Annotated in this window: 29 protein-coding genes and 4 tRNA genes; 18 read left to right on the forward strand and 15 right to left on the reverse strand. The window is 67.2% G+C overall.

All coding sequences use genetic code 11. The annotated features are described in order from the left end of the window. Positions 1–28: 28 nt before the first annotated feature. Genes ASD37_RS15050 through ASD37_RS15070 form a run of 5 tightly spaced genes read right to left on the reverse strand, consistent with a single transcriptional unit; the run spans position 29 to position 5,050 of the window. Complete coding sequence (locus ASD37_RS15050) at positions 29–859, reverse strand: ABC transporter permease (RefSeq protein WP_056552199.1); 831 nt, start codon at positions 857–859, stop codon at positions 29–31. Beyond that, entirely contained in the window at positions 856–1,776 is a 921-nt protein-coding gene (locus ASD37_RS15055; RefSeq protein WP_056552202.1) for a glycosyltransferase, read from the reverse strand. The genes ASD37_RS15050 and ASD37_RS15055 overlap by 4 nt, the downstream gene beginning before the upstream one ends. Next, positions 1,769–2,578, reverse strand: a complete 810-nt coding sequence (locus ASD37_RS15060; RefSeq protein WP_056552205.1) for an ABC transporter ATP-binding protein — start codon at positions 2,576–2,578, stop codon at positions 1,769–1,771. The genes ASD37_RS15055 and ASD37_RS15060 overlap by 8 nt, the downstream gene beginning before the upstream one ends. 2 nt (positions 2,579–2,580) lie before the next feature. Continuing rightward, positions 2,581–3,123 (reverse strand): bacterial proteasome activator family protein, encoded by a 543-nt coding sequence (locus ASD37_RS15065; RefSeq protein WP_200959903.1) that lies wholly within the window; start codon positions 3,121–3,123, stop codon positions 2,581–2,583. Continuing rightward, the gene (locus ASD37_RS15070; RefSeq protein ID WP_056553401.1) at positions 3,104–5,050 is read right to left on the reverse strand and encodes a DUF6541 family protein; all 1,947 of its coding nucleotides are present in this window, start codon (positions 5,048–5,050) and stop codon (positions 3,104–3,106) included. The genes ASD37_RS15065 and ASD37_RS15070 overlap by 20 nt, the downstream gene beginning before the upstream one ends. A gap of 107 nt (positions 5,051–5,157) precedes the next feature. On the opposite strand from ASD37_RS15070, the gene ASD37_RS15075 reads away from it, so the two are divergent. Further along, entirely contained in the window at positions 5,158–6,354 is a 1,197-nt protein-coding gene (locus tag ASD37_RS15075; RefSeq protein WP_056552208.1) for a cysteine desulfurase-like protein, read from the forward strand. Between the two features lies 1 nt (position 6,355). Here ASD37_RS15075 and ASD37_RS15080 read toward each other — a convergent pair whose 3' ends face one another. Then, the gene (locus ASD37_RS15080) at positions 6,356–7,339 is read right to left on the reverse strand and encodes an NAD(P)H-quinone oxidoreductase (protein ID WP_056552211.1); all 984 of its coding nucleotides are present in this window, start codon (positions 7,337–7,339) and stop codon (positions 6,356–6,358) included. A 43-nt stretch (positions 7,340–7,382) separates the two neighbouring features. Between ASD37_RS15080 and ASD37_RS15085 the strand changes: the two genes are divergently transcribed. Beyond that, positions 7,383–7,469: transfer RNA gene (locus tag ASD37_RS15085), tRNA-Ser, on the forward strand. Between the two features lie 208 nt (positions 7,470–7,677). Here ASD37_RS15085 and ASD37_RS15090 read toward each other — a convergent pair. From ASD37_RS15090 to ASD37_RS15105, 4 genes are read right to left on the reverse strand one after another with little or no spacing between them, the layout of a single operon-like run. Then, a complete protein-coding gene (locus tag ASD37_RS15090; RefSeq protein ID WP_056552214.1) occupies positions 7,678–8,502 on the reverse strand; it encodes a crotonase/enoyl-CoA hydratase family protein in 825 nt (274 codons plus the stop codon). 32 nt (positions 8,503–8,534) lie between these two features. Then, positions 8,535–8,939 carry a hypothetical protein gene (locus ASD37_RS15095; protein ID WP_056552217.1) on the reverse strand — a complete coding sequence of 135 codons (405 nt, stop codon included), beginning with the start codon at positions 8,937–8,939 and terminating at the stop codon, positions 8,535–8,537. A gap of 17 nt (positions 8,940–8,956) precedes the next feature. Then, a complete protein-coding gene (locus ASD37_RS15100) occupies positions 8,957–9,430 on the reverse strand; it encodes a DUF4334 domain-containing protein (RefSeq protein ID WP_056552220.1) in 474 nt (157 codons plus the stop codon). Further along, positions 9,427–10,491, reverse strand: coding sequence for a pyridoxal phosphate-dependent aminotransferase (locus tag ASD37_RS15105; RefSeq protein WP_056552224.1), 1,065 nt, complete (start codon positions 10,489–10,491; stop codon positions 9,427–9,429). The genes ASD37_RS15100 and ASD37_RS15105 overlap by 4 nt, the downstream gene beginning before the upstream one ends. A gap of 118 nt (positions 10,492–10,609) precedes the next feature. Here ASD37_RS15105 and ASD37_RS15110 point away from each other — a divergent pair. Next, positions 10,610–10,698 (forward strand) — tRNA-Ser (locus tag ASD37_RS15110). A gap of 39 nt (positions 10,699–10,737) precedes the next feature. Further along, positions 10,738–10,810, forward strand: a tRNA-Arg gene (locus tag ASD37_RS15115). A gap of 110 nt (positions 10,811–10,920) precedes the next feature. On the opposite strand, the gene ASD37_RS15120 is transcribed toward ASD37_RS15115, so the two are convergent. Continuing rightward, positions 10,921–11,136: a hypothetical protein gene (locus tag ASD37_RS15120; protein WP_056552227.1), complete on the reverse strand. Its 216-nt coding sequence runs from the start codon at positions 11,134–11,136 to the stop codon at positions 10,921–10,923. Positions 11,137–11,311: 175 nt separating this feature from the next. On the opposite strand from ASD37_RS15120, the gene ASD37_RS15125 reads away from it, so the two are divergent. Both ASD37_RS15125 and ASD37_RS15130 read left to right on the forward strand, forming a co-directional pair. Continuing rightward, entirely contained in the window at positions 11,312–11,812 is a 501-nt protein-coding gene (locus ASD37_RS15125) for a M15 family metallopeptidase (RefSeq protein ID WP_156720886.1), read from the forward strand. After that, complete coding sequence (locus ASD37_RS15130; protein ID WP_056552230.1) at positions 11,809–12,198, forward strand: nuclear transport factor 2 family protein; 390 nt, start codon at positions 11,809–11,811, stop codon at positions 12,196–12,198. The genes ASD37_RS15125 and ASD37_RS15130 overlap by 4 nt, the downstream gene beginning before the upstream one ends. Here the strand turns inward: ASD37_RS15130 and ASD37_RS15135 are convergent. Further along, positions 12,161–14,488, reverse strand: coding sequence for a bifunctional diguanylate cyclase/phosphodiesterase (locus ASD37_RS15135; protein WP_056552234.1), 2,328 nt, complete (start codon positions 14,486–14,488; stop codon positions 12,161–12,163). The genes ASD37_RS15130 and ASD37_RS15135 overlap by 38 nt on opposite strands. Before the next feature lie 136 nt (positions 14,489–14,624). Here ASD37_RS15135 and ASD37_RS15140 point away from each other — a divergent pair, with 136 nt between their 5' ends. Continuing rightward, positions 14,625–15,116, forward strand: coding sequence for a metallophosphoesterase (locus tag ASD37_RS15140; protein ID WP_056553404.1), 492 nt, complete (start codon positions 14,625–14,627; stop codon positions 15,114–15,116). A 43-nt stretch (positions 15,117–15,159) separates the two neighbouring features. Then, a complete protein-coding gene (locus ASD37_RS15145) occupies positions 15,160–17,037 on the forward strand; it encodes an alkyl/aryl-sulfatase (protein ID WP_056552235.1) in 1,878 nt (625 codons plus the stop codon). 67 nt (positions 17,038–17,104) lie between these two features. Here the strand turns inward: ASD37_RS15145 and ASD37_RS15150 are convergent, their stop codons facing one another. Continuing rightward, positions 17,105–17,839 (reverse strand): SDR family NAD(P)-dependent oxidoreductase, encoded by a 735-nt coding sequence (locus ASD37_RS15150; protein WP_056552241.1) that lies wholly within the window; start codon positions 17,837–17,839, stop codon positions 17,105–17,107. 39 nt (positions 17,840–17,878) lie between these two features. Here ASD37_RS15150 and ASD37_RS15155 point away from each other — a divergent pair, with 39 nt between their 5' ends. Both ASD37_RS15155 and ASD37_RS15160 read left to right on the forward strand, forming a co-directional pair. After that, on the forward strand, positions 17,879–18,478 hold the full coding sequence (locus tag ASD37_RS15155; protein WP_056552244.1) for a histidine phosphatase family protein: 600 nt from the start codon (positions 17,879–17,881) through the stop codon (positions 18,476–18,478). Positions 18,479–18,523: 45 nt separating this feature from the next. Beyond that, entirely contained in the window at positions 18,524–19,561 is a 1,038-nt protein-coding gene (locus ASD37_RS15160) for a phosphotransferase family protein (RefSeq protein ID WP_056552246.1), read from the forward strand. Here ASD37_RS15160 and ASD37_RS15165 read toward each other — a convergent pair. Beyond that, positions 19,554–19,928, reverse strand: a complete 375-nt coding sequence (locus ASD37_RS15165) for a lipopolysaccharide assembly LapA domain-containing protein (protein ID WP_056552249.1) — start codon at positions 19,926–19,928, stop codon at positions 19,554–19,556. The genes ASD37_RS15160 and ASD37_RS15165 overlap by 8 nt on opposite strands. Positions 19,929–20,084: 156 nt before the next feature. Between ASD37_RS15165 and ASD37_RS15170 the strand changes: the two genes are divergently transcribed. From ASD37_RS15170 to ASD37_RS15190, 5 genes are read left to right on the forward strand one after another with little or no spacing between them, the layout of a single operon-like run. Continuing rightward, a complete protein-coding gene (locus tag ASD37_RS15170) occupies positions 20,085–21,038 on the forward strand; it encodes an ABC transporter substrate-binding protein (protein WP_056552253.1) in 954 nt (317 codons plus the stop codon). A gap of 15 nt (positions 21,039–21,053) precedes the next feature. Next, on the forward strand, positions 21,054–22,154 hold the full coding sequence (locus ASD37_RS15175; protein WP_056552256.1) for an ABC transporter ATP-binding protein: 1,101 nt from the start codon (positions 21,054–21,056) through the stop codon (positions 22,152–22,154). Continuing rightward, positions 22,155–22,814 (forward strand): ABC transporter permease, encoded by a 660-nt coding sequence (locus ASD37_RS15180; protein WP_056552261.1) that lies wholly within the window; start codon positions 22,155–22,157, stop codon positions 22,812–22,814. Further along, positions 22,811–23,590, forward strand: coding sequence for an ABC transporter permease (locus tag ASD37_RS15185; protein ID WP_056552264.1), 780 nt, complete (start codon positions 22,811–22,813; stop codon positions 23,588–23,590). The genes ASD37_RS15180 and ASD37_RS15185 overlap by 4 nt, the downstream gene beginning before the upstream one ends. Before the next feature lie 2 nt (positions 23,591–23,592). Next, entirely contained in the window at positions 23,593–24,195 is a 603-nt protein-coding gene (locus ASD37_RS15190; RefSeq protein WP_082570151.1) for a putative glycolipid-binding domain-containing protein, read from the forward strand. Here the strand turns inward: ASD37_RS15190 and ASD37_RS15195 are convergent. Then, positions 24,158–25,102: a prephenate dehydrogenase gene (locus ASD37_RS15195; RefSeq protein ID WP_056552270.1), complete on the reverse strand. Its 945-nt coding sequence runs from the start codon at positions 25,100–25,102 to the stop codon at positions 24,158–24,160. The two genes, ASD37_RS15190 and ASD37_RS15195, sit on opposite strands and share 38 nt — an antisense overlap. Before the next feature lie 82 nt (positions 25,103–25,184). On the opposite strand from ASD37_RS15195, the gene ASD37_RS15200 reads away from it, so the two are divergent. The 3 genes from ASD37_RS15200 to ASD37_RS15210 all read left to right on the forward strand — a co-directional run bounded on the left by ASD37_RS15200 (position 25,185) and on the right by ASD37_RS15210 (position 26,366). Beyond that, entirely contained in the window at positions 25,185–25,703 is a 519-nt protein-coding gene (locus tag ASD37_RS15200; RefSeq protein ID WP_056552272.1) for a tRNA adenosine deaminase-associated protein, read from the forward strand. Then, a complete protein-coding gene (locus ASD37_RS15205; protein WP_370073059.1) occupies positions 25,696–26,157 on the forward strand; it encodes a nucleoside deaminase in 462 nt (153 codons plus the stop codon). Before ASD37_RS15200 ends, ASD37_RS15205 begins: the two co-directional genes overlap by 8 nt. A 118-nt stretch (positions 26,158–26,275) precedes the next feature. After that, positions 26,276–26,366, forward strand: a tRNA-Ser gene (locus ASD37_RS15210). Positions 26,367–26,370: the final 4 nt, after the last annotated feature.

A 26,370-nucleotide genomic window follows, 5' to 3' on the forward strand; every position in this document is an offset into this window, starting at 1 on the left:
GCCGCCCAGACTCCACAAATCGCGCGGGTTACACCCAGTACGGCACGCGGGAGCGGTACTGCCGCATGGCGAAGGCCGTGATGGTCCAGCCGACGATGGTCAGCACGATGACCACCACCCAGTGCCGCGGCTCCTGGTCGGCGCCCAGCAGCGGCGCACGCACGATGTCGACGTAGTGCAACAGCGGGTTGAACTCGATGACCTTGGCCCACGTGCCTGCACCCTGCTGGCGCAGCGTCTCGTCGTTCCAGATGATCGGCGTGACGTAGAAGAGCAGCTGCACCAGGCTGAACAGCAGCGGGCTGATGTCGCGGTAACGGGTGGCCAGGATGCCGAAGCACAGCGCCACCCACACGCAGTTCAGCGCGATCAGCATCAGCGCGGGGATGAACGACAGATCCGTCCACTTCCACGGCTGCGGGAAGATGATCGCGATGATCACGAAGATGATGATGTTGTGCCCGAACAGGATGATCTGGCGCCACACCAGCCGGTAGACGTGCACTGACAGCGGCGTCGGAAGTTGTTTGATGAGGCCCTCGTTGGCGACGAAGACGTCGGCGCCTTCGAGGATCGAGGCGTTGATCAGGTTCCAGATGATCAGCCCGAGCGTGACGTAGGGCAGATGCTCGGCCAGCGGCAGATGGAACAGCGTCGAGTACAACCCGCCAAGGGCGACGGCCATGGTGCCGGTGGCGATGGTGATCCAGATCGGTCCGAGTACCGAGCGGCGGTAGCGCTGCTTGATGTCCTGCCACCCGAGGTGCAACCACAGCTCACGCTTGCCGAAGCCGTCCGTCAGATCGCCCCAGGCCCGGCCGAAGGTCTTCGACTGCACAGCCGCGTCGATGAAGGTCATTGCTTGCTGAACCTCTCTCGTCTGCCCAACCGCCGCAACCGAATCCACTCCCGCAACCCGGCCGGATCGCGCTTGGTCACCAGGAAGAACCAGCCGAACCGCACCCACTCCTGGGGGATCAGCCGACGCATGCCGGGTTGGGACTGGACGTAACCGCGGTTGCGATAGGTGAAGTAGCGCTTGGTGGCGTCGTCCGGATATTGGGTGTGCATCCGGCCGCCGAGGATCGGCTTGAACTCGTCGGAACCCTGCGGGTGCAGATAAATCGCTTCGAGGCAGGTTCCGAACGGCAGCCCGGAGCGCACCAGTCGACGGTGAACCTCGACCTCGTCGCCGCGGATGAACAACCGAATGTCCGGCACGCCAACGGCTTCCAGCGTGGTCGCGCGAAAGAGCGCACCGTTGAACAGCGAGGCGATGCCAGGCAGCAGGTCTCCGGCAGGGTCAGATTGTCGGCTCGCCGACGCGTCGACGCGCAGTTCCTCGACCCACCTTCGCCACACCAACCCGCGGCGCAACGGGAACGCGAGCCGGGTCGGATCGGCGAGATCGCACACCATGGGCGAGACTTCGGCCAGCGAGTGTCTGGTTGCACAGTCGAGCAGCGTGCCGAGGACGTCGGCGTCCGCGGGCCGTCCGTCGTCGTCGGCCAGCCAGACCCAGTCGGCGCCAAGCGACAGTGCCTTGAGCACCCCGAGCGCGAAGCCGCCCGCCCCGCCGAGGTTGCGACGAGACCCGACGTAGGTGGTCGGAATGGGTTGGGCCGCAACCAGTTCCCTGACGCGGTCGTCGTCGTCGTTGTCGACGACGATCAGGTGGTCGGGGGCCCGGGTCTGCCCGGACACGACATCCAATGACAGGGTCAGCTCCGTCACGCGCCGGTGGGTGACCACGACGGCGATTACCACATCACTCACGCCGGACGTCCGAGCGCTTGTTCTCCTCGATGACTTCGCGGACGTGATGGGCTGCGTCGTCGCCCTCGTAGGCGCGCACGACGTCCTCGATGCCGCCGGTCAACCTGATGGTGCCGTGGTCCACCCACATTGCGGTGTCACAGAGCTGGGCCAGGAATTCGTTGGAATGGCTTGCGAACACCAAGATCCCAGACCGGGCCACCAGATCCTGCAGCCGCGTGCGGGCCTTCTTCATGAATTCGGCGTCCACCGCGCCGATGCCCTCGTCGAGCAGCAGGATCTCCGGGTCGATGCTGGTGACGACGCCCATCGCCAGGCGCACCCGCATGCCCGTCGAGTACGTGCGCAGCGGCATCGACAGATAGTCGCCGAGTTCGGTGAATTCGGCGATCTCGTCGACCTTGGCAGCCATTTGTTTGCGGGTTTGCCCCAGAAACATGCCGCGGATGACGATGTTCTCGAATCCGGATATCTCCGGGTCCATGCCGACGCCGAGGTCGAACACCGGGGCCACCCGGCCCCGGACGGTTGCCGAGCCGCGGGTCGGCTCGTAGATGCCCGACAGCAAGCGCAGCAGCGTGGATTTGCCTGCGCCGTTGTGGCCGACGAGGCCGACGCGGTCGCCCATCTTCAGCGAGAGGGTGATGTCGCGGAGGGCCTCGATGACGACGACGTTGGACTCGTTGCGGCCGATCGTGCCGCCCGCCTTGCCGAGGAACGCCTTCTTCAGCGATCGCGACTTGGCGTCGAAGATCGGAAACTCGACCCACGCGTTCTGGGTCTCGATGTGAGGATCGACCACTGCTAGAGGTACTGCCCGGTTCCCGAGCTGCCCGGTCCACGCGGACCTGCAGCGCCCCCGGCGCCCGGCGGTAGCTGGCGCATCTGCTCGAGCTGCGCGCGCGCCGCCATCTGCTGGGCGAACAGCGCCGTCTGGATGCCGTGGAACAGTCCCTCGAGCCAGCCCACGAGCTGGGCCTGCGCGATTCGCAGCTCGGCGTCCGAGGGCAGGGTGTCTTCACCGAAGGGCAGGGCGAGCCGCTCGAGTTCTTCGCGGAGTTCGGGTGCGAGACCCTCTTCGAGCTCGCGGACGCTGCGGGAGTGGATGTCGCGGAGCCGGCTCCGGCTGGCGTCGTCGAGCGGTGCCGCCCGGACTTCCTCGAGCAGCTGCTTGATCATGGTGCCGATCCGCATGACCTTGGCCGGTTGTTCGACCAGATCGCTCAGGGACTTGCCGTCGGCGTCGTCGCCCATCGCGGAGACGTCTCCGATGATCTCGATGTCGTTCTCGTCGGCGTTACTCGTCACGTCTGACACTCCCTTGGATCTAACGTCCCTGCCACTCATAGATGTGGTCCTCGCCGTTGTCGTAGATCAGCCTCCACGACTTCGACTTGCCTAGCGAGACTAGTCCGTCGGGCATGACGAACCCGCGTACCACCGGTGTGCTCGTGATGACGTACCTGATGTCGAGTGCGCGCACGGCCTTGGCGACCCTTGGATCGGTGTCGGCGTCGTCGGCGTAGGCCCAGAAGATGAAGCGGTTGTACCCCGGGCCCTGCTGCTGCGGGTAGTCGTAGTGCGTCCACAGTGGGTGGAGCCCGGCGACGGCGTACATCCAGGCCGTGCCGTCGGTGTTGGCGTTTCCGATGAGGGTGTCGCGGGCCCCTGGGAGGGTCGAGAGGTAGGCGAAGGCCTCGATGTCCTTGTCGTCGATGATCACCTGGTCGTACTTCTCCCCGATCAGGTGCCGGTGCCGGGGGAAGTAGTGCCAGGCCAGGCCGACGGGGACGGCGACGAGGACGACCGCGGTGACGGCGTGGACGACGCGGGTGTTCAGCCGGGGGACGACTCGGCGCAGCCCGGCCAGTGCCGCCGAGGTGATCGTGAACAGCGCGATGCCCGCCATGGGCGCGAGCAGCATCGTCACCACCGCCGAGAGCCGACGCGGATCGCTGTAGAAGAGGTCGGTGAACAGCGCGGTGACCTTGCCGACCGCACCGCCGAACGGCGCCGACGAGTGGATGATCGAGTACACCAGCACCAGCCAGATCGCGGCAGGCCACCAGATGCGCCGGATCAGCAGGATGACGAAGCCGATCGCCGCCAGCGCGATGAGCGCGTTCTGGATCGGATAGTCGTTGAGGTGTCTGGTGTGCTGGACGACGGCGTCGAACAACGCCTTCTTCTTGCCCTCGTGGGTGTCGAACTCGTGTCCGGCGATGATCTCGGCCTGCTGAAGTACGCCGACGAATTGGGGCAGTAGGAGCACGACGGCCGGCGCGGCGACCGCGACCAGCGTGCCGAAGTCGGCGAGCCGACCACGGACCGGCCGCCAGAGCCCCTCGGCCAGCCACCACCCCGTGATGAAGAGCACCGTCACCACGCCGCCGGTGATGTGCACCGAGAACACGCCGAGCAGCGCCAGCACGGCCAGCGGTATCCGGTCGCGGTGTCGCAACGCCGAGATGGTCAGCAGTGCGGTCGGTACGGCCAACCCGTACGCCGCCAGGTTGGGCATCGACGCGGTGTCGAACTCGACGTAGGGGACCGCGGTGAACGAGGCGGCCAACGCAGCGGCTGCAGCCGCCGAGCCCGCCGCTTGCCACTGCCCGAGGTCGCGGCTGCGCAGCAGGTGCCACGTCAGCGCCGCAGCACTGGCCGGGAACAACCACACCGCGACGGCCAGCGAGTTCAACGTGTACGCGGTCGTTGCGGCGGCCCCGGTGAGCTGGCACTGGATGGCGGCCAGGGCATGGAACGTCGACGGGTAGTAGAGCGCGTCGTGGGTTTCGACGTTGCGCAGCTCGCCCATGTGGGTGGGTGACGCCTGCCCGGTCTCGAGGATGAAGCGGACCGTGTTGGCGTGCCAGACCGAATCCCAGGTGCTGGGGATCGATTGCCAGTTCGGCATGCCGCGGATAGCTGCAAGTGTGATCAACGTCGCACCGAGGACGACGCCTGCGGCGACGACGAGCGCGGGGCCGACGGCGATCGGCTCGCCGTCGGACGTGGTGTCGCGCCACCGCAATCGCGCAGCCTGCAAACCCGCGACGATGGCCACGACGAGGAGTAGGGCGAGAAGTGCGGTCCAAAGATCCCACGGGACGCCGACCGCGCCCATGGGAAGAATCGCCAGCGCCACGGTGCCGTAGGTCAGCGCCGGCGCCACCGCGACAGCGGTCGGCCACGTTAGCTGCGCGGCCCGGGCGACGGTTGCTCCTGGGACGATGAGCAACGTCCACGCGACTAGCACTCCGGACGCCAAGCTCACTGCACTAGTATGACCACGCAGGTGAAGTTGGTCCGTCACGGCGTACTCGGCGGGCACCATCGGCAATCTGTTCGGTCAGGTATTCACAGGGCTCGAAGGTGGCAGGCATGGCATACGACGTCGCCCGGGTGCGTGGTTTGCACCCGTCTCTGGGCGACGGCTGGGTGCACTTCGACGCGCAGAACGGCATGCTGCTGCCCGACTCGGTGGCGACCACCGTCTCGACGGCCTTCCGCGGCTCGATGACCACTGGGCAGGGCCCCCATCCCGCTGCGCTGCGCAGCGCCGCGGTGCTGCAGGCCGCCCGGCAGGCGGTGGCCGACCTCGTCGGAGCCGACCCGCGCGGAGTCGTGCTCGGCGCCGACCGAGCCATCCTTCTCACGTCGCTCGCCGACGCCTCGGCGTCGCGGGTCGGGCTGGGCCACGAACTGGTCGTCACGCGTCTCGACGACGAGGCCAACATCGCACCCTGGTTGCGTGCCGCGAATCGCTATGGCGCCAAGGTCAAGTGGGCCGAAGTCGACATCGAGACGGGTGAGCTGCCGGCCTATCAGTGGGAATCGCTGATCGACAAGCCGACCAAGTTGGTCGCCATCACGTCGGCCTCCTCGGCCATCGGAGCGGTCACCGATCTGCGTCCGGTCACCAAGCTGCTCCACGAGAACGGCGGCACGATGGTCGTCGACCACTCGGCGGCGGCGCCGTACCGGTTGGTCGACGTCAACGAGATCGAGGCCGACATCCTCGCGCTGAACACCGTGGCGTGGGGTGGCCCGCCCATCGGGGCGCTGGTGTTCCGCGACCCGTCGACGATCGAATCGTTCAGCTCGGTGTCGCTGGACCCGCTGGCGGCCGGCGTCGAGCGGCTCGAGATGGGCACTCACCAGTTCGGCATGCTCGCCGGTGTGGTCGCCAGCGTCGAATACCTGGCGAACCTCGACGAGTCGGCGACCGGTACCCGGCGCGAAAGACTCACGGTTTCAATGCAATCGGCGGCGGCCTACATGGACCGGCTGTTCGAGTACCTGCTGACGTCGTTGCGGTCGCTGCCGCTGGTGATGGTGATCGGCCAGCCCGAGGAGCGCATCCCCGTGCTGAGCTTCGCCCTCCACGGGGTGCCCGCCGCACGGGTCGTGCAAAGGCTCGCCGACAACGGGGTGCTGGCGTCGCTGAACACCACGTCCAGAGTTCTCGACCTGATCGGGGTCAATGACATCGGCGGCGCCGTCACGATCGGTCTGGCGCACTACACGACGCTGGCGGAGGTCGACCAGTTGGTCCGCGCGCTCGCCTCGCTCGGCTAGCTCAATCCCGCACGCGCAGAAGCACTTTGCCGTGGGCGTCACCGGACTCCAGTAGCCGGTGAGCGTCGGACGCCTGCTCGACGGGAAGCTCGGCGCCGATGATGGGCCGCACCCGACCGTCGGCCACCATCGGCCACACGTTCTCCACCACCGAGGCGACAATGGCGCTCTTGCCGGAAGGCCCGTCGAGGGGACGCGAGCGCAGTGCCGTGGAGATGACGCCTGCCCGCTTGGCCATCAGCTTGCCGAAGTTCAGCTCCGCCTTCAGGCCGCCCTGGAATCCGATGACGATGATTCGGCCGTCCGGTGCCACGGCGTCGATGTTGCGGTCCAGGTATGACGCGCCGAGGAGGTCGAGGATGACGTCGGCGCCCACGCCGTCCGTCTCCGCCTTGATGCGCTCGACGAAGTCCTCGTCGCGGTAGTTGACGGTGATGTCGGCACCGAGGGCGCGGCACACCTCCAGCTTCTTGGCCGAGCCCGCCGTGACGGCGACGCGGCATCCGAGCGCGTGCGCCACCTGGATGCCGTGGGTGCCGATACCGCTTGCGCCGCCGTGGAAGAGGACCGTCTGCCCGGCGGTCAGATGCGCCGTCATGCCAAGGTTGGACCACACCGTGCACGCGACCTCGGGCAGCGCGGCGGCTTCGTGGAGTCCCACGCCGTCGGGGATCGGCATCACCTGACCGGCTGGCACCGCGACGCGTTCGGCGTAGCCGCCACCGGCGAGCAGGGCGCACACGGGCTGACCGACCGTCCACGCGGCGACCCCGGCGCCCATCTCCGAGATTCGGCCGGAGACTTCGAGGCCGATCGTCGTGCTGGCCCCGGGTGGGGGTGAGTAGTGCCCTGCGGCCTGCAGCAGGTCGGCGCGGTTGACCCCCGCGGTGACGACGTCGATGACGACTTCGCCGTCGGCCGCGGTGACGTCCGGGACTTCCCGCCAGTCGAGGTCCTTGCCCGGTTCGGCGACGATGGCACGCATGGCCTCAACGCTACTACCGCGCGCGTCGCCTAGAGTTGTCGGCGGTGGCGTGGCAGAGCGGCCTAATGCACTCGCCTTGAAAGCGAGAGACGGCTAACACCGTCCGGGGGTTCAAATCCCTCCGCCACCGCTCTTGGGAGCGCTTCGCCTTGGCGAAGGTGAGGACCCCGATCGCGCCCGCGCCGCGGTGAGTCCTCCGGCTCCGGCCCGGCTCGAACGGGCAGCCACCCTCACCGATCGCGGGTAGGCCGCGCCCTTACCGGGTAGACGCGGCTTGGGCGGAGTCGAGGCTGGACGCTACCCATGCGGGTGGGGTAGGGCAATGGGATTGTCGGGCCCTACTCGCCGGTGAACTCCGGCGGCCGCTTGGCGAACATGGCTGTGATGCCCTCGGTCAGGTCCTTCGAGGCCAGGAACGCCGAGTTCCACGCCGCGACGTAGCGCAGGCTCGCCGACACCTGTGCGGTGCGCTGCTCGTCGAGGACGTCCTTGATGCCCCGGACCACCAGCGGCGGGTTGGCGGCGATTTCCCGGGCGGTCTCGTGCGCGGCGGCCAGCGAGGCCTCGGCGTCGGGGAACACGTCGTTGACCAAGCCGATCTTCTCGGCGCGCGCGGCGTCGACGTCCTTGCCCGTCAACGCGAGTTCACGAAGATGGCCGTCGGACAGGATCAGCGGCAGCCGGGCCAGGCTGCCAACGTCGGCGACCATCGCGAGCTTGACCTCGCGCACGGAGAACTTGGCGTCGGCGCTGGCGTAGCGGATGTCGACCGCCGAGATCAGGTCGACGCCGCCACCGATGCACCAGCCGTGGATCGACGCGATCACCGGTGTGCGGCAGTCCGCGACCGCCGTGATGGTGCCCTGCATGGCCTTCAGCTCGGTGTGGAACTCGGTGCGGGGCTTGGCCATCGCGCCCTCGGCCAGGACTGGCGCCAGGGTGCCTCCCATGCTGGCCAGGTCCAGGCCGTAGCTGAAGTTCTTGCCCGACCCGGTGAGCACGATCGCGCGGACGTCCGGATCGGCGTCGAGCTTGGTGAACGCCACGGGGAGTTCGGCCCAGAACGCCGGACCCATCGAGTTGCCCTTGCCGGGACCCGTCAGCGTGACCGTGGCGACGTGATCGTCGACGTCGACTGTGAGGGATTCGTATGCATCGCCCATGGCACGAAGGCTACGTCCAGGCGGAGCAGGTCTCAGGGCGGGGTCTCGCCGAGCAGGATCTGGGCCACCGTGCTGTCGGGCAGAAAGGTACACACGGCGTCGGCGAGGGTCTTCGCGATCTCGGAGTCACCGGGGCTGAGAACCGCCGTCTCGTCCTTGAGGATCTCGTCGACCACGGCGGTCCGGTTCGCCTCGTCGAGGTCGACGTACTCCTGGCACGTCACTGCGAGCGGGTCGCCCGGTGGCGGAGTGTTGGACGACGTCCGCGGAGTCGAGGTTCGCGGTGAGGAGGGGGTGGGTCGCGCCGAGGTCGAGCTGCGCAGCGGGGGACCGGCCTCGGTGGTCATCGCCACCGTGCCCTCGGTGGTGCGATCACAGCCGGCAAGTGCAGCTGCGACTGCGAACACCGCGGCGGCGCCCAGAACGCGCGTCCTCATCTGACTGACGATAGGGGCTAGACGCGTTCCAGGTAGAAGTACAGGTGTCGCGGTGAGCCGGCGCTGTCGTCCAGCGCGCCCTTGCCGTTCATGATGCCCACGACGGCATTGTCGTCGACCTTCTTGAAGTGGTCGTGGACCGGCGCACCGTCGTAGACCATGGACGCCGTCACCTCGCCGCGGAACTCCTCGAGCCACAGGCTCGCCTCGCCCTTCATGGCCTCGGTGTTGGAGAACTTGTTGCCCTCGGCGTCCAGGCACACCAACGGCTTGGCGTCGGAGGCGGAGACGAAGGTCTTGCCGAACCAGTTGAGCCGCTTCATGAATCCGTTGGCGCGGTGGCCGGTGTCGAATTCTCCGCCCTTCCACTCCCCGATCATGAAGTCGATGGTGGCAGGTTGCAGGGTGTCCCAGAACGCGTCCAACTCGGCGTCGGGAATCTGGTCGGCGCGTTCGGTCAACGCGGCGAACGTCTTTCGCGCGGTACTCATCTGTGTCCCATCCAGGCGGTGGCGAACTCGAGGAAGGCGTCGTTCTCGTGCGGCGCGGCGACGGTGACGCGCACACCGTCTTGACCATAGGGCCGCACCAGAATCCGGTTGTCGGCGGCACCGTTGACGAAGGCGTTGGTGTCCTCCGCCAGTGGCAGCCAGACGAAGTTGGCCTGCGACGGCGGCACGGTGAATCCGGCGTCGCGCAGCGTCGCGGTGACGCGAGCCCGCTCCTCGACGACGGCGTCGGTGCGGGCGAGGAGTTCGTCGGCGGCGTCGATGGAGGCGATGGCGGCGGCCTGGGAGACGCTGGTCGCCGTGAACGGCACGTAGACCTTGCTCAGCGCCGAGATGACGTCCGGGTCGCCGACGGCGTAGCCGATGCGCAGGCCGGCCAGTCCGTAGGCCTTCGAAAACGTCCGCAGGACAACGACGTTGCGGTGGTTGCGGACCAGGCCGAAGCTGTCGGGCAGCATGCCGTCGCGGATGTACTCGACGTACGCCTCGTCGAGGACGATGAGGATGTCGCTGGGCACTGCGGCGACGAAGCGGGCGAGCGCGTCGGGGTCGACGACGGTCGACGTCGGGTTGTTGGGGTTGCAGATGAAGATCAGCCGGGTGCGATCGGTGATCGCGGCGAGCATGGCGTCCAGGTCGAAGGTGTGGTCGGTCAGCGGAACTTGAACCGGAGTGGCGCCCGCAGTGCGGACCTGCAGCGGGTAGATCTCGAAGCTGCGCCAGCCGTAGAGCACCTCGTCGCCGACGGTCGAGGTGATTTGGATGAGCTGCTGGCACAGGCTCACCGATCCGCAGCCCACCGAGATGTGTTCGGGGGCGAACGCGCCGCCGTCCAGATGCTTGGCGAGGCGTTCCTTGAGCTCGACGTACCCGTTGTCCGGGTAGCGGTTGATGCCGTCGGTCGCGGCCAGGATCGCGGCCCGCACGCTGGGCAGCGGCCCGTCGACGGTCTCGTTGCTGGCGATCTTGATTGCACCGGGCACCGTCTTGCCGGGCGTGTAGGCGGGAAGGTCGGCCAGTTCGGGGCGGAGACGGGCGGTCACGCGATCAGTCTAGGGGTGTCCGAGTGGGCGCTTTGCCTTCCACCGTCACCCCTGTGTACGCTTCCTCCTCGGCGGTTCTGGGGATTGCTTTTACGTCCGGTACCCTCGGGATCGGTCAGGAGGCGTGCCAGAGCGGCCGAATGGGACTCACTGCTAATGAGTTGTCCGTCTTAAAGCGGACCGGAGGTTCAAATCCTCTCGCCTCCGCCGCGGCTGACTCGCGTCAGCCGTACAACTGAATAGCACGCGCCCGTAGCTCAACGGATAGAGCACCTGACTACGGATCAGGAGGTTGGGGGTTCGAGTCCCTTCGGGCGCACATTTAGCAACACGAGCAACTCCCGTGGCACGAGCAACACGCCGCGGGAGTTGTTTCTTTTGGCCCGCCGCCATCCCTGCCGGTGCACCCGTCGAAGCGGAGGCAGCTTCTCAGCGCCGGTGCCGACGCAGGTGCGGGAACACCCTCATCCGCAGCAGCCAGAACGCGGCCAGGACCACCGGGTTGGCGAGCCAGAAGCCGAAAAGTAGCCACGCGTCCCCGAGGACTATGGCCACGACCACCGCAATGGCCCAGTAGGCCACCGTGAACGGCAGCCAGTGGAACCTGAGGTCGACAGTCGATTCGTCCTCGGTCGACAGGCCCATCCGTAACTCCCCGCCCTTGTCGAACCAATTCACCTTGCTGGTAAAACTTCAGGTGGGCGACATTACAGCAAATTTTGGACGTGGCCCAGTGTGTATGGGTCGTCCGCCAGGCCGGGCGCCCATGTGCATGGGTCAGTACGGTCGGGGTGGCTTCGGGTGGTGGAGGGGTGTGGGCATGCGGTTGGTGTTCATTGCGGTGGCGGCTCTCGTCGTCGTCTGGCCGAGCCCTCGGCTCGCACACGCAGACCCCGGCCCCCCTCCTTTCGACGTCGCCGACCCGGCAATTGGCCGCCTTGACCCGGCCTTGCTGAGTGCGATCCAGAGCGCCGCGGTCGCCGCTGCGGCCGACGGTGTGACCATGACGATCACCTCCGGTTGGCGTTCGCCCGAGTTCCAGCAACAGCTCCTCGACGACGCCATCCAGACCTACGGCAGCCTCGCGGCGGCCCGGCGATTCGTGCAGACCCCTGAGCTGTCCAAGCACGTCGTCGGGCAGGCCGTCGACGTCGGGGGCGTGGGGGCGGATCAGTGGCTCGCCGCCAACGGGTCTCGCTATGGGCTGTGTCGCATCTACGCCAACGAGGTCTGGCACTTCGAGCTCGCCGCCGACGCTCTTGGCGTGTGTCCGCCGTTGCTGCCCGACGCCGCCAGCCCGCCTGCGAAGATGGCGCCATGACGCCGTCTGTGATCGAGCGCTGGCACCAGTTCATCGGCGGCGGCCACGACCCCGCCCTGCTCGACGCCCTTCTCGACGACGCCGCGGTGTTCTACTCACCGGCGGTGTTCACCCCGCAGGAGGGCCGCCAGAAGACGACGGCCTACCTGATGGCGGCGGCAAAGATGTTCGGTGGCACGGACTTCCACTACGTGGAGGAGTGGGTGGGCGACCGTTCGGCGGTTCTCGAGTTCGCCGCCACGGTCGACGGCGTCTACGTCAACGGCATCGACCTGATCACGTGGAACGACGACGGCCGCATCGTGTCGTTCAAGGTGATGATGCGGCCGTTCAAGGGTCTTCAGGCGATCATGCCCAAGATGGCCGAGCTGCTTCAGCAGAACTGAGGGTCACGTCGGTGGGCGCACAGCAGTGCCTGATGGACTCTGCGGTCACGGCCTTGCTGAAGTAATGGCCCTGGGCGAGTTCGCAGCCGTAGGTCTTCAGCAAGTCCGCGGTGGCCTTGTCTTCGACGCCCTCCGCTACGCAGGTCAGTCCGAACTCGTTCGCCAGGTTGACCACCGAGAGAACGATGGAGGCGGCGCGCTCGTCGCGCACGATCGGACCGATGAACTGCCGGTCGAGTTTCAGTTCGTCGACCGGGAACTCGTGCAGGTACGTCATTGCGGCGTAACCACTTCCGAAGTCGTCGATGGCCACGCGCACGCCGGAGGACCGTAGCTCGTCGAGCACGGACCTGGCGCGTTCGACGCTGGAAATCAACACGTCTTCGGTGATCTCGACGGTGAGGATGGCCGGTGGCAGGCCGTGTTTGGCGAGCGCCGCCAGCACCATGGTGGGCAGCGCCTCATCGTTCAGCGAGGGCGCCGAGAGGTTGATCGCGACCGGCATGTCGAAACCCGCAGCACGCCAACTGGCGGCGTCTTGCAGGGCGCGATCGAGAACGAAGTCGGTGAGCGCCTCCATCAGCCCGTTCTCGCGGGCAAGTGAGAGGAAGTCGGCGGGTTCGAGCAGCCCGAATTGTGGGTGCGGCCAACGGATCAGCGCTTCGACCCCGACGGCCTTCGACGTTCGCAGGCTCACCTTCGGCTGGTAGACCAAATCGAGCTCGTGTTCGTCGATGGCCCGTCGCAGATCGCCGAGGAATTCGATGCGCGCGACACCGCCGCGGTCGCCCGTTCGGTCCTGCTGACTGGACAGGTTCAGTTCCGTGGCATTTCGCCGCATTTCGGGGGTGAAGCTGCGAGAGCCGGCATGCGCCCGCTTGGCCGAGTACATCGCCAGGTCCGCGCGTGTGAACAGCTCCTCGGCCGAGACCTCCGCATCGCCGACGGCGGTCGCCAACCCGATGCTCAGCCGCACGTCGACCGAGCGGCCGTCGACGGTGAACGGTTCTTCGAAGGCCTGGACCACGCGGTCGGCGATCTGCTCGGCGATCTCGGGCGCGTCCTCGACGAGGATGGCGAACTCGTCCCCGCCGAGCCGGGCAACGGTGTCACCGGGGCGCATGGCGGACTTGATGCGGTCGCCCACGCTGCGCAGCAGTTCGTCGCCGATCGGGTGGCCGAGGCTGTCGTTGACGAGCTTGAAGTCGTCGAGGTCGGCGACGAGCACGCCGACCGGGGCCCCCGTGCGGGCCCGCAATTCGATTGCGTGGGCCAGTCTGTCGTTGAACAGTGCCCGGTTGGCGAGATCGGTCAACGGGTCGCGCAGGGCCATGTCGGCGACGGCGGCGAGCAGTCGTCGATTCTCGTCGAGCAGCACGAACTGGCGGGCAAGGGCGACGAAGATCAGGATGAGTCCGGCGGTCAGAATCGGGGCGCTCTCCCCGGCGTAGAGCTCGCGCGCGCCGAGGACCAGTGCGAAGGGCAGCGGTACGTAGGGCACCCAGAAGATTGCGCGGGGCGTCGCACGGATCGACATGGCGGGTACGCGCCGGACGGTGAGGCCGCCCAGCCCGATCACGTAAAGGCCTGTGATCCAACCTATTGCGATGGTGCTGCTCGGCGCGGAGCCGTGGGCAGCGCTGAACACGTAGGCGCTGTCGGAGATCGCCAAGAGCGTTGCTCCAACGGTCAGCAGGGCCGGCGACAGTCGGAGGCCCGGCGGGGTTTGCGCGACGACCACCAGTCCGAAGGTCATCATCGCGACGTCGCCGACCGGATAGGCGACCGACACGGTGGACGCTACGCTCGAGACGTTTCCGAGTTCGAAGAGTTCACGCAGGAACAAGGTCCAGGCGATGGCGAACAGCGCGGTGGCGACGAGCGCGCCGTCGAGGACGATGCGAATGGACGAGCGCAGGCCGCCGAACGGGACGAAGAGAGCCGCTACGCACGCGCTGACGGGAAGCAGCAGGTAGCCGAGGTCGACAAGGCCAGGCGACGGCGGCGCATGGTCGACGACGTGGTTGAAGTAGGACCACAGGACGTTGCTGGTCACCCAGCCGAACAGGCCCACCGACAGGCAAATCCACGCCAACCGTTGGCGCCCTCGAGTAACGCGGGCGGCGACGACGGCGCAACACGCGGCGAATGCGCTGGCCACGATGGAGCCCAGCTCGCCGACCATCATCACGAGTGCCGGCCTACCCCAACCTGAGGCGAGCCAGCTGGCAAAGGCGGCGAGGACCACTGTCGCGGCCACGATCGTTCCGTTGCGAGCCCGTGCCGTCATCGACCCCCCCGAGGTCGCCGATATGAGGCGGCAAGTGTCTTCTGGGCCACCTCTTGGGCCAGCCTACGTCGTCAGGTAAACGAAATCCCAGCAACGGAGTGGATGCGCCCGCCGTATTGCGGCTACCGTGGACGGCGTGGACCTGCTGTTGATGGCCGACACCCACCTGCCGAAGCGCGCCAAGGACCTACCGGGGTCGGTGTGGGATCACGTGAGCAGTGCAGACGTCGTGTTCCACGCCGGCGACTGGGTCGTGCCGGGCCTTCTAGACGAGCTGGAGGCCAAGGCCAATCGCATGGTGGGCTGCTGGGGCAACAACGACGGTGACGAGTTGCGGCAACGGTTGCCGGAGCGGGCCGACGTCGAACTCGAGGGCGTCCGCTTCGCCGTGGTGCACGAGACGGGCGCGTCGACCGGTCGGGAGGAACGCATGTCGAAGCTCTATCCCGACGTCGACGTGCTGGTGTTTGGACACAGTCACATCCCGTGGGACACCACCACCAAAACCGGCCTTCGGCTGCTCAATCCCGGCTCGCCGACGGATCGGCGCAGACAGCCCTTCTGCACGTACATGACCGCAACCGTTCACGATTCCGTGCTGTCGAACGTCACCCTGCACCGCGTGTGACATTTCGCCCCCGCCGCCATTCGGTGATGGCAGGGTCAAGGGAATGGATCAGAAGCCGCCCACAGCCGTCATCGAATCAGCCCATGCCGAGCATCTGAGCGGTCTTCCGTTCGAGGACACCCGCGACTTCGACGACGCCGACCGCGGCTTCATCGCCGCGCTCGAACCGTGCGTCGTCAAGGCCGCCGACGGACGCGTGGTGTGGGACAACGACGTCTACGCCTTCCTCACCGGTGATGCGCCGACCTCCGTGCATCCCAGCCTGTGGCGTCAGTCGACGCTGTCCGCCAAGCAGGGGCTCTACGAGGTGGTTCAGGGCGTCTACCAGGTCCGCGGTCTCGACCTGTCCAACATCAGCTTCATCGAGGGCGACGCCGGCGTCATCGTGATCGACCCACTGGTCTCCACCGAGACGGCCGCCGCCGCGCTGGGTCTCTACCGCGCGCACCGGGGTGATCGGCCGGTCACCGCCGTCATCTACACCCACAGCCACGTCGACCACTTCGGCGGCGTCCTCGGGGTTACGACCCAAGCCGACGTCGACGCGGGTCGGGTGGTGGTCATCGCGCCGGAGGGATTCATCGAGCACGCGGTGCAGGAGAACGTCTACGCGGGCACGGCGATGACGCGCCGAGCGTCGTACATGTACGGCACCGTGCTGGCCAGGGGGCCGCAGGGTCAGGTCGGGTGCGGGCTCGGACAGACGCCGTCCACCGGCGAGGTGGCGATCATCGTGCCGACGGTCGACGTCAGCTCCACGGGGGAGACGCTCGTCATCGACGGTCTGGAGATCGAATTCCAGATGGCGCCAGGCACCGAGGCGCCGGCCGAGATGCACTTCTACTTTCCGCGCTACCGCGCGTTGTGCATGGCCGAGAACGCAACTCACAACCTCCACAACCTGCTGACGTTGCGCGGGGCCCTGGTGCGCGACCCCCACGCGTGGTCGGGCTACCTGACCGAGGCGATCGACGCGTTCGCCGGTCGAACCGACGTCGTGTTCGCCTCGCATCACTGGCCGACCTGGGGGGAGGAGCGGATCGTCGAATTCCTGTCATTGCAAAGGGATTTGTACGCCTACCTCCACGATCAGACGTTGCGGCTGATCAACCAGGGTTACACGGGAATCGAGATCGCCGAGACCTTCCAGATGCCACCCGCGTTGCACGAGGCGTGGCACACCCACGGCTATTACGGGTCGGTGAGCCACAACGTGAAGGCGGTCTACCAGCGCTACATGGGCTGGTTCGACGGCAACCCGGCGCGGCTGTGGCAGCACCCGCCCGAGTCGATCGCGCCGCGGTACGTGGCGGCGATGGGTGGCGTCGACCGGGTGGTGGAGATCGCCAGAACCGCGTTCGACGATGGTGACTTCCGTTGGGCGGCAACGCTGCTCGACCACGCGATCTTCACCGACGAGAACCACGAGGCAGCAAGGGCGTTGTACGCCGACACGCTGGAGCAGCTGGCCTACGGTGCCGAGAACGCGACGTGGCGCAACTTCTTCCTGGCCGGCGCCACCGAGCTGCGGGACGGCAACTTCGGCACGCCGACGCAGACGACGTCGTTGTCACTGGTGTCGCAGCTGACGCCGGAGCAGATGTTCGACAGCTTCGCGATCAGCGTCAACGGGCCGAAGGCGTGGGGGCTGAACCTTGCACTCGACGTGACCTTCGAGGATCTGGCGGCCAACTACCGCTTGACGCTGCGCAACGGGGTGCTGGTGTACCGCAAGGCATCCGCCGATCCGCAGACCGCCACGGCGACGGTCACGGTGGCAAACAAGCTGCGGCTGTTGACCTTCGCCACCGGTGACACCGCCTCGCCCGGGGTGCAGATGACGGGTGACGCGGGCGCGTTGGCTTCGCTCCTCGGCGTGCTGGACCGGCCGGATCCGAACTTCGCGATCGTCACGCCCTAGTCTGCGTGATTTGTGGAGTCTTTTCGGCGGTGGGGCGCCGCTAAAACTCCACAAGCGCCGGGGTGGGTCAGGCGAGGCCGCCGTCGACCCGCAGAATCGACCCGGTCGTGAAGCTCGACGCGTCAGAGGCGAGAAACAAAGCGGCGCCGACGATCTCGCTTGGCTGACCGGCGCGCCGCAGAGCGTCGGGATCCCAGGCCTTGCTCACGTCGGTGAGGAACGGCCCCGCCATCAACGTGTTGACGCGCACGGTCGGACCGAAGGCCTTCGCGAGCCCCTCGGTCATGGCGTTCAAGCCCGCCTTGGCCGCGGCGTAGGGAATCAGGTCGGGCGTCGGTCGGATGGAGGCCACCGAGCTGACGTTGACGATCGAGCCTCCGCCCGCGGCGACCATCCGCTCGCCGATCAACGCAGAGAGTCGAAACGGGCCCTTGAGGTTCAGGTTGAGCACCGCGTCGAACAGCTTCTCGCTCACCGACGTCAGCGAGTCGTAGAGCGGCGACATGCCCGCGTTGTTGACCAGGACGTCGACCTTCCCGAATCGGTCGTAGACGGCGTCGACCAGTCCGTCGAGCTGATCCCACCGCCCGACGTGCACCTGGTACGGGAAGGCGGTCCGGCCGGTCGACGCCGAAATCTCCTCGGCCGTCACGACGCACGATTCGAGGTTCCGGCTGGCGATGACGACGTCGGCGCCGCATTGGGCTGCGCCGAAGGCCATCTCGCGTCCTAGTCCGCGGCTGCCTCCGGTGACGAGCACCACCTTGTCGGTCAGGTCGAACAACTCGTCGGCATACCCCATGGCGCGTCTCCCCCCGTTCGGCAGCCATATGGTGTCACGGTGCAACTGCTACTGGTCCGACATGCGCTCCCCCTCCGCAGCGAAGCCGGTCAGGGTTCGGACCCCGACCTGTCCCCGGAGGGCGTCGAACAGGCCAAGCGGCTGCCCGACGCGCTTAAGCGGTTCCCCATCACCCGGCTGGTGAGCAGCCCGCAGCGGCGCGCCCTGCAGACCGGCCAACCGGTGGCCGACGCGTTGGGTCTTCCGATCGAGGTGGACGAGCGCCTCGCCGAATACGACTACGGCTTGTCGCACTACACGCCGATCGAGCAGGCCTCCGAGGAGGATCTCAAGCGCCTGATGAGCGGGCAGTTGCCCGGTGACGTCGACCAAGATGCGTTCATCGCCAGGGTCAGAGCCGGGATCGAGGACGTCGTCGCAGGCGCCGGGCACGACGAGACGGTGGCGGTGTTCAGCCACGGCGGCGTGGTCAACGCGATGGTGCACACCGTCATGAAGACCGAGCGGCTGCTGTGCGTCCAGGTGGACTACGCGGGCGTGACGCGACTGCTGTCGTCACGCACCGCCGGCCTGAACGTCGCGTCGATCAACGGGACCGAACACGTCTGGGACCTGCTGCCTCGAAACCTTCGGTGGTGAGTGCTCGCGCACATCGCCCAACCGGTCGGATGGTAGACAAGTCCGGTGACAACGGATGCTTCCCCACTGGACGGCCTCGACCTCGGCGCGCTCGACGTGCACCTGCGCGAGATCGGCGTCCCGCGCCACGGTGAGCTGCGCGGCGAGCTCATCGCCGGCGGCCGGTCGAACCTGACCTTCCTGGTGTTCGACGACGCCGCCAAGTGGGTGCTGAGACGCCCGCCGCTGCACGGGCTGACGCCGTCGGCGCACGACATGGCGCGCGAATACAAGGTGGTGGCCGCGCTGGAGAACACCGCGGTGCCCGTCGCCCACGCCGTCACGATGCGCAACGACGACTCGGTGCTCGGGGCGCCCTTCCAGATGGTCGACTTCGTTCCCGGACGGGTGGTGCGCTACTCCGAGGAGCTGACCGCACTCGGCGATCAGAGTGCCATCGACGCCTGCGTCGACGCGCTGATCAAGGTGCTGGCCGATCTGCACGCCCTCGACCCGGACGCCGTCGGCCTCGGCGACTTCGGAAAGCCCACCGGCTACCTGGAGCGCCAGGTGCGGCGCTGGGGTGGGCAGTGGGACCTGGTGCGAGTCGACGACGATCCGCGCGACGCCGACGTGAAGCGTCTGCACGCCGCGCTCGGCGAGGCGCTGCCGCCGCAGACCAGAAGCTCGATCGTGCACGGGGACTACCGCATCGACAACACGATGCTCGACGCCGAGGACGCCACGAAGGTGCGCGCCGTGCTCGACTGGGAGATGTCGACGCTCGGCGATCCCCTCAGCGATGCCGCGCTGATGTGCGTGTACCGCCATCCGATGTTCGACATGGTGCACGCGAACGCGGCGTGGTCGTCACCGCAGATTCCCTCGGCAGATCAACTGGCGCAGAAGTATTCGGTCGCGGCCGGCCTGCCGTTGGACCACTGGGAGTTCTACATGGCGCTGGCGTACTTCAAGCTGGCGATCATCGCCGCGGGCATTCAATTTCGCGATCGGATGGGTGGCGGCACCGAATACGGGGACAAGGTGGGGGAGGCCGTCGCACCGTTGGTGGCGGCCGGTCTCTCAGAGCTCGCCGCTACCTGAGCGCGGCCTTGTAGTTCTTCTTCGCCGCACGTCGTAGCTGCACGATGCGGACGATCCCGGCCAGGGTCGTCACCAGGCCGCCGAGCACGGCTGCGGCCAGCAGGGCGACGCCCAACGGCAGGCTCCACGACCATCCGAGGAAGTGGAACGTCCCGGGATCGGTGTTCTGCGCGATGAAGATCAGCAGCACGATCAGGACGAGGAAGCCCACGATCAGCGCCGACCACAGCGCGGCGGCCCTGGTGAAGTGGACCGCGTTCTCCGGCACGGGCCGGTGCGCCGTGGTGTCGACCGGTTCGGGCTCGACCGGATCCAGCGGGCCGGGGCGGCTCGAATCGGCGGGCTGAAACTGCGGGTCGATGCTCATGGCCCCATCTTTGCCCCTTTCCGGCGAGTTGGAAACCGGCGGTACTGGGTAATCCCCAGATCGTCACCAGCGATTCGTGCCGAGCCAAACCCGAGCAACATGCTCGTCGGGTCGTTATGGTCGCTCCAGGCAGGTGACGCCGAAAGGACTTCTCACGTGAACCCCGTACGACGATCCACGCGCAGACGCACTCTCGCCGTCCTGGCGGCGACGCTCGCTTTGGTAACCGCCGCGTGCGGTAGCTCGAACCCCTTGGGCGGGGGTGAGATATCGGGTGACCTGAAGTCGATCGCGGTGGGATCTGCCGACTTCACGGAGTCCAAGATCATCGCCGAAATCTACGCACAATCGTTGGAGGCCAACGGTTTCGACATCCGGCGCCAGTTCGGCATCGGCAGCCGCGAAACCTATGTGCCCGCGGTCAAGGACCACTCGATCGACCTGATTCCGGAGTACACGGGCAACCTGCTGCAGTACTTCGACAAGAACACCAAGGCCACCGATCCGCAGTCGGTCGAGCTGGCGCTGTACCGCGCTCTGCCTGGCGATCTCTCCATCCTGACGCCGTCGCCGGCCAACGATCAGGACACCGTCGCGGTCACCGCGGCCACCGCGCAGAAGTGGAATCTGAAGACCATCGGCGATCTGGCCGCCCACTCCGCGGAGGTGAAATTCGGTGGGCCGTCGGAGTTCCAGACCCGCGCCGAGGGGTTGCCGGGGCTCAAGGCCAAGTACGGGCTCGACGTCGCGCCCGCCAACTTCGTGTCGATCAGCGACGGCGGCGGTCCTGCGACGGTGCGGGCGCTGGTCGACGGCACCGTGACCGCGGCGGACATCTTCAGTACGTCGCAGGCGATCCCGCAGAACAATCTGGTGGTCCTCGAGGATCAGAAGAACAACTTCCTGGCCGCCAACGTCGTCCCGCTGGTGGCGTCGCAGAAGATGTCCGACCAGCTCAAGTCGGTGTTGGACGCCGTGTCGGCGAAGCTGACGACCAAGGCCCTCATCGAGATGAACACCGCAACGTCGGGCAACGGCGGCATCGATCCGGACGAAGCGGCGCGCAAGTGGGTACAGGACAACGGGTTCGACAAGCCGGTTACCGGATAGACAGCGAGGACTCGAATGATCACCTTTGACGGCGTCACCAAGAGGTACCCGGACGGCACGGTTGCCGTCGACGATCTGACACTCGACGTCCCCGACGGCACGCTCGCGGTGTTCGTCGGACCGTCCGGCTGTGGCAAGACCACCTCGATGCGCATGATCAACCGGATGATCGATCCGACGTCGGGAACCTTGACCGTCGACGGCAAGGACGTCACCAAGGTCGACGCGGTGAAACTGCGGTTGGGCATCGGCTACGTCATCCAGAGTGCCGGTCTCATGCCACATCTGAAGGTGGTCGACAACGTCGCGACCGTGCCCGTGTTGATGGGGGAGTCGCGGCGGTCCGCGCGCAAGGCGGCCCTCGGAGTTCTCGAGCGCGTCGGACTCGACCCGAAACTCGCCGATCGGTATCCGGCGCAGCTGTCAGGTGGTCAGCAGCAGCGCGTCGGGGTGGCCCGCGCCCTTGCGGCGGACCCGCCAATCCTGCTGATGGACGAGCCGTTCAGCGCCGTCGACCCGGTCGTACGAGAAGAGTTGCAGGTCGAAATCCTGCGCCTGCAAAGCGAATTGCGCAAGACCATCGTCTTCGTGACCCACGACATCGACGAGGCGCTCAAGCTCGGCGAGAAGGTCGCGGTGTTCGGCCGCGGCGGGGTCCTCGAACAGTACGACGCGCCGCGACGGCTGCTGTCCAACCCGGCCAACGACTTCGTCGCCGGGTTCATCGGCGCCGACCGGGGTTACCGAGGGTTGCAGTTCACGCCGGGAACCGGACTGCCGCTGCACGATCTGAGAACGGTCAGTGAATCCGGCGTCGGCGCGCTCGACCTCGGTCCGGACGAGTGGGCGCTGGTCACCAGGGCCGACGGTTCGCCGTATGCCTGGATCGACGTCAACGGGGTGGGGCTTCACCGGCAAGGAAAGTCGTTGTACGACAGCACCATTGCCGGCGGGTCACTGCTCGTCCCGGACGGCACGATGCGCCTGGCGCTCGACGCCGCACTGTCGTCCCCGTCCGGCCTAGGAGTCGTGGTCGACGACCGGCAGCAGGTCATCGGCGGGGTCAAGGCCGACGACGTCATCGCGGCGATCAAGGGCAAGAAGGGATTCGGCTAAGTGCGGTATCTCTTCACACACCTCGACGACGCCTGGGATCTGACGCTGATCCACCTGTGGCTGTCGTTGTTGCCATTGGTGCTCGGATTGATCATCGCGGTGCCGTTGGGCGCGCTGGTGCAGCGGACGCGGTTGCTTCGGCGGCTCACGACGGTGGTGGCCAGCATCATCTTCACGATCCCGTCGCTCGCGCTGTTCGTGGTCCTCCCGTTGGTCATCCCGACCCGGATCCTGGACGAGGCCAACGTGATCGTCGCCCTGACGCTGTACACGGTGGCGTTGTTGGTGCGTGCCGTCCCCGAGGCGCTCGACGCCGTCCCGCCCGCGGTGCTGGACGCCGCGACGGCCGTCGGCTACAAACCGCTCACCCGCATTCTGAAAGTGGAACTGCCGCTTGCCATCCCGGTCCTCGTTGCCAGCCTGCGCGTCGTCGCCGTCACGAACATCTCGATGGTGTCAGTGGGCTCGGTGATCGGCATCGGCGGTCTCGGCACGTGGTTCACCGAGGGGTATCAGGCTGACAAGAGCGACCAGATCATCGCCGGCATCATCGCGATCTTCGTCCTGGCGATCGTCGTCGACACGCTCATCATGTTCGCGGGAAAGTTCGCGACGCCGTGGGTGCGTTCGGCCAAGAAGACGAAGGCGGGCGCCCGATGAACTTCCTCCAGCAGGCCCTGTCCTTCATCTTCACCGCCGCCAACTGGGGTGGACCCGCGGGCCTGACGGTCCGCATCCTGGAACATCTTCAGTACACCGCGGTGGCGCTGCTCTTCTCGGCGCTCATCGCGATCCCGCTCGGCATGCTCATCGGGCACACCGGCCGCGGCACCTTCGTCGTCGTGGGTGGCGTGAACGCACTTCGGGCCCTTCCGACGCTCGGCGTGCTGCTGCTGGGCGTGCTGCTGTGGGGTCTCGGCCTCATCCCGCCGACGGTGGCACTGATGCTGCTCGGCATCCCGCCGATGCTGGCCGGCACCTACTCGGGCATCGCCAACGTCGACCGGGCGGTGGTGGACGCCGCGCGCTCGATGGGGATGACCGAGTCGAGGGTGTTGCTTCGGGTGGAGGTGCCCAACGCCTTGCCCTTGATTCTCGGCGGAGTTCGTACCGCGACGCTGCAGATCGTCGCCACCGCCACCGTCGCCGCCTACGCCAGCCTCGGCGGGCTGGGTCGCTACCTGATCGACGGCATCAAGGTCCGCGAGTTCTACCTGGCCCTGGTGGGTGCTCTCGTCGTCACCGCCCTGGCGCTGATCCTCGACGCCGCGCTGGCGTTCGCGGTCTGGCTGTCGGAGCCGGGAACCGACCGATTCCGGAAGATGCCGCAGCCGTTCCTCGGTGACGAGGTCGCGCTGGAAAGCGCGTCGACGTCACGATCTGGGGGGCTTTCGTCAGGAAACCACGAAGCACGGGGACCGTCGCCTACGGTGTAGGCATGAGTGAAGTAGTCCGCTCTGAGTCAGAGGACAATTGGCCGGCAGTACTGACGTGGCGTGCCCACGACGTGCCCCGAATGGAATCCGTTCGGGTGCAGCTGTCGGGCAATCGCATCAAGGCATACGGCCGCATCGTGGCCGCCGCGACGGAGGTGCACCCGGCCTTCAGCGCGTCCTATGACCTGGTCACCGACGACAGCGGCGCCACCAAGCGACTGTCGCTGACGGTGACGATGGCCGAGCGCGAGCGTCAGCTGAACATCGCCCGCGACGAAGAGAACATGTGGCTGGTGCAGGACAAGCAGAACCAAGCCACGCGTGAGCCGCACGACGGCGCCCTCGACGTCGACGTGGTCTACAGCCCGTTCTTCAACGCGCTGCCGATCCGCCGCACCGGCATCCACCAGCGGGCCGAGTCCCTCTCCCTGCCGGTGGTCTACGTCCGCATCCCGGAACTGACCGTGGAGACGGTGGTCGTCGACTATGCGAGCGAAGGGCCGAACGCCGGCATCAAGCTGAAGTCACCCGTCGCCGAGACCACGATCACCGTGGACGACGAGGGATTCATCCGCGACTACCCAGGACTGGCAGAGCGGATCTGATCACGCCGCCGGCGCGACCGGCGGCGGCGAGTTCGTCACGCCAACCGTCCCCGCCGACGGAGATCCCCGAGATCTGAGGGCGGTCGAAGGCGTCGTATCGCGTCCTTGCCGCGTGCCCCGACTCGACCAGTTCGGCGACCGAGCCGTGCTCGGCCAATTGGGCGCGGGCGCGGGTCAACAGGTCGACGGCGCGGTCCAGTGCCGAGAGCAGCGGACCGGAGTTCGCCTCGCACATGGCGCGCACCAGATCGGGGGCGGTGGCGGCGACCCTGGTGCCGTCCCGGAACGAGCCCGCGGCCAGCGAGAAGGCCAGGGGGACGTCGGCTGCCGTGGCGGCGAGCGCCTCGGCCAGCAGGTGCGGCAGGTGTGAGATGGCCGCGGCCGCCGCGTCGTGCTGGTCGGATTTGGCCGGGACGACGACGCTTCCGCAGTCCAGCGCCAGGTGCATGACCTCGGCCCAGACCTGTGGGTCGACGTGGTCGTCGACGGTGACGACCCACGGTGCGCCCGTGAAGAGGCCGACGTCGCCTGCCGTCCAGCCGGAGTGGGCGGTGCCGGTCATCGGGTGTCCGCCGACGAAGCGGTCGATTAGTCCGTGCTCTCGAACTGCTTGCAGGACGGGAACTTTCACGCTGGTGACGTCGGTGAGTGGGCAGTCGGGGGCCGTCGTGCGGACGTGGTCGAGCATGCTGGGCAAGGCGGGCATCGGAACGGCGAGGACGACGAGGGCGTGGGCTGCCGCGGCCCGCTCCAGCGTCTCGACGACACTGGTGGAGGCGTCGAAACCGTCCGCTTGAGCGGCCCGAACGCCGTCGGCGGAGCGGTTGTATCCGAACACTTCGCGGCCGGCGGCGGTGGCTGCCCGCATCAGCGATCCGCCGATCAGTCCGAGGCCCAACACGCACACCGCAGGTCTGCTCACCTTGCAAGGTTGACATTGATCGTGATGGCTGGTCAAAAAGCCTGAGCTGGGACTAGCGTTGCCTTCCATGGGAGTCCAGCGAGCGCAGGCGCAGAACCAAGCCGCAGATCTCCCGGACGGATTCGGCGTCGCGGTGGTCCGCGAGGACGGCAAGTGGCGTTGTTCGGCGTTGCGCAGCAGTGCGCTGACGAGCCTGACCGACGCCGAAACCGAACTGCGGGAACTGCGATGCGCGGGGGCGGTCTTCGGGCTGCTCGACGTGGACGACGAGTTCTTCGTCATCGTGCGACCCGCACCGGGTGGTGCTCGGTTGTTCCTGTCCGACGCCACCGCGGCGGTGGACTACGACATCGCCAGGCAGGTGCTCGAGAAGCTCGATTCGGAGACCGACCCCGACGATCTCGAGGACGAGGATCCCTTCGAAGAGGGTGACCTCGGGGTGCTCTCCGACATCGGCTTGTCCGAGGGCGTGCTGAGCATCATCATCTCCGACGACGACTACGCCGACGAACAGCTCTCGCGGATCGCCCAGGAAATGGGCTTCGGCGACGAAATGTCGGCATTCCTGGACAAACTCGATCGCTGAACCGTTGACCGATGCCGATCTGATCAGGGCGGCGCTCGACGCCGCATCGGCCGTCGGCCCCCGCGACGTTCCGATTGGTGCGGTGGTGTTCGGCCCCGACGGAGTCGAGCTGGCTCGAGCGGCGAACGCCCGCGAAGCGCTGGGTGACCCCACGGCGCACGCCGAGATCCTGGCGCTGCGTGCGGCGGCTTCAGCGCTCGGTGACGGCTGGCGGTTGGAGGGTGCGACGCTCGCGGTCACGGTCGAGCCGTGCACGATGTGCGCTGGTGCGCTGGTGATGGCGCGCGTCGCACGGGTGGTGTTCGGGGCGTGGGAGCCGAAGACGGGTGCCGTCGGTTCCCTGTGGGACGTGGTCCGCGACCGGCGGTTGACGCACCGGCCCGAGGTGCGGGGCGGCGTGCTCGCCGAGGAGTGCGCGGCGCCGCTGACGGCGTTCTTCGCCAGGCAGCGGTGAGCTTCGGCGCTGCTCGCCGAGTGTGAGTCCCATGGCGGAAGTCGGCCCGAAATTCGCCAAGAGGCCCACGCTCGGCGGCGATTAGGGGCCGCGCCGCCTTCCCGGTAAGCTGCCCCACGGTGGCGTGTCCGAGCGGCCTAAGGAGCACGCCTCGAAAGCGTGTGACGGGTAACCCCCGTCCGAGGGTTCAAATCCCTCCGCCACCGCCATGAA

Source organism: Mycobacterium sp. Root135, from assembly GCF_001426545.1.
Lineage (GTDB): Bacteria > Actinomycetota > Actinomycetes > Mycobacteriales > Mycobacteriaceae > Mycobacterium.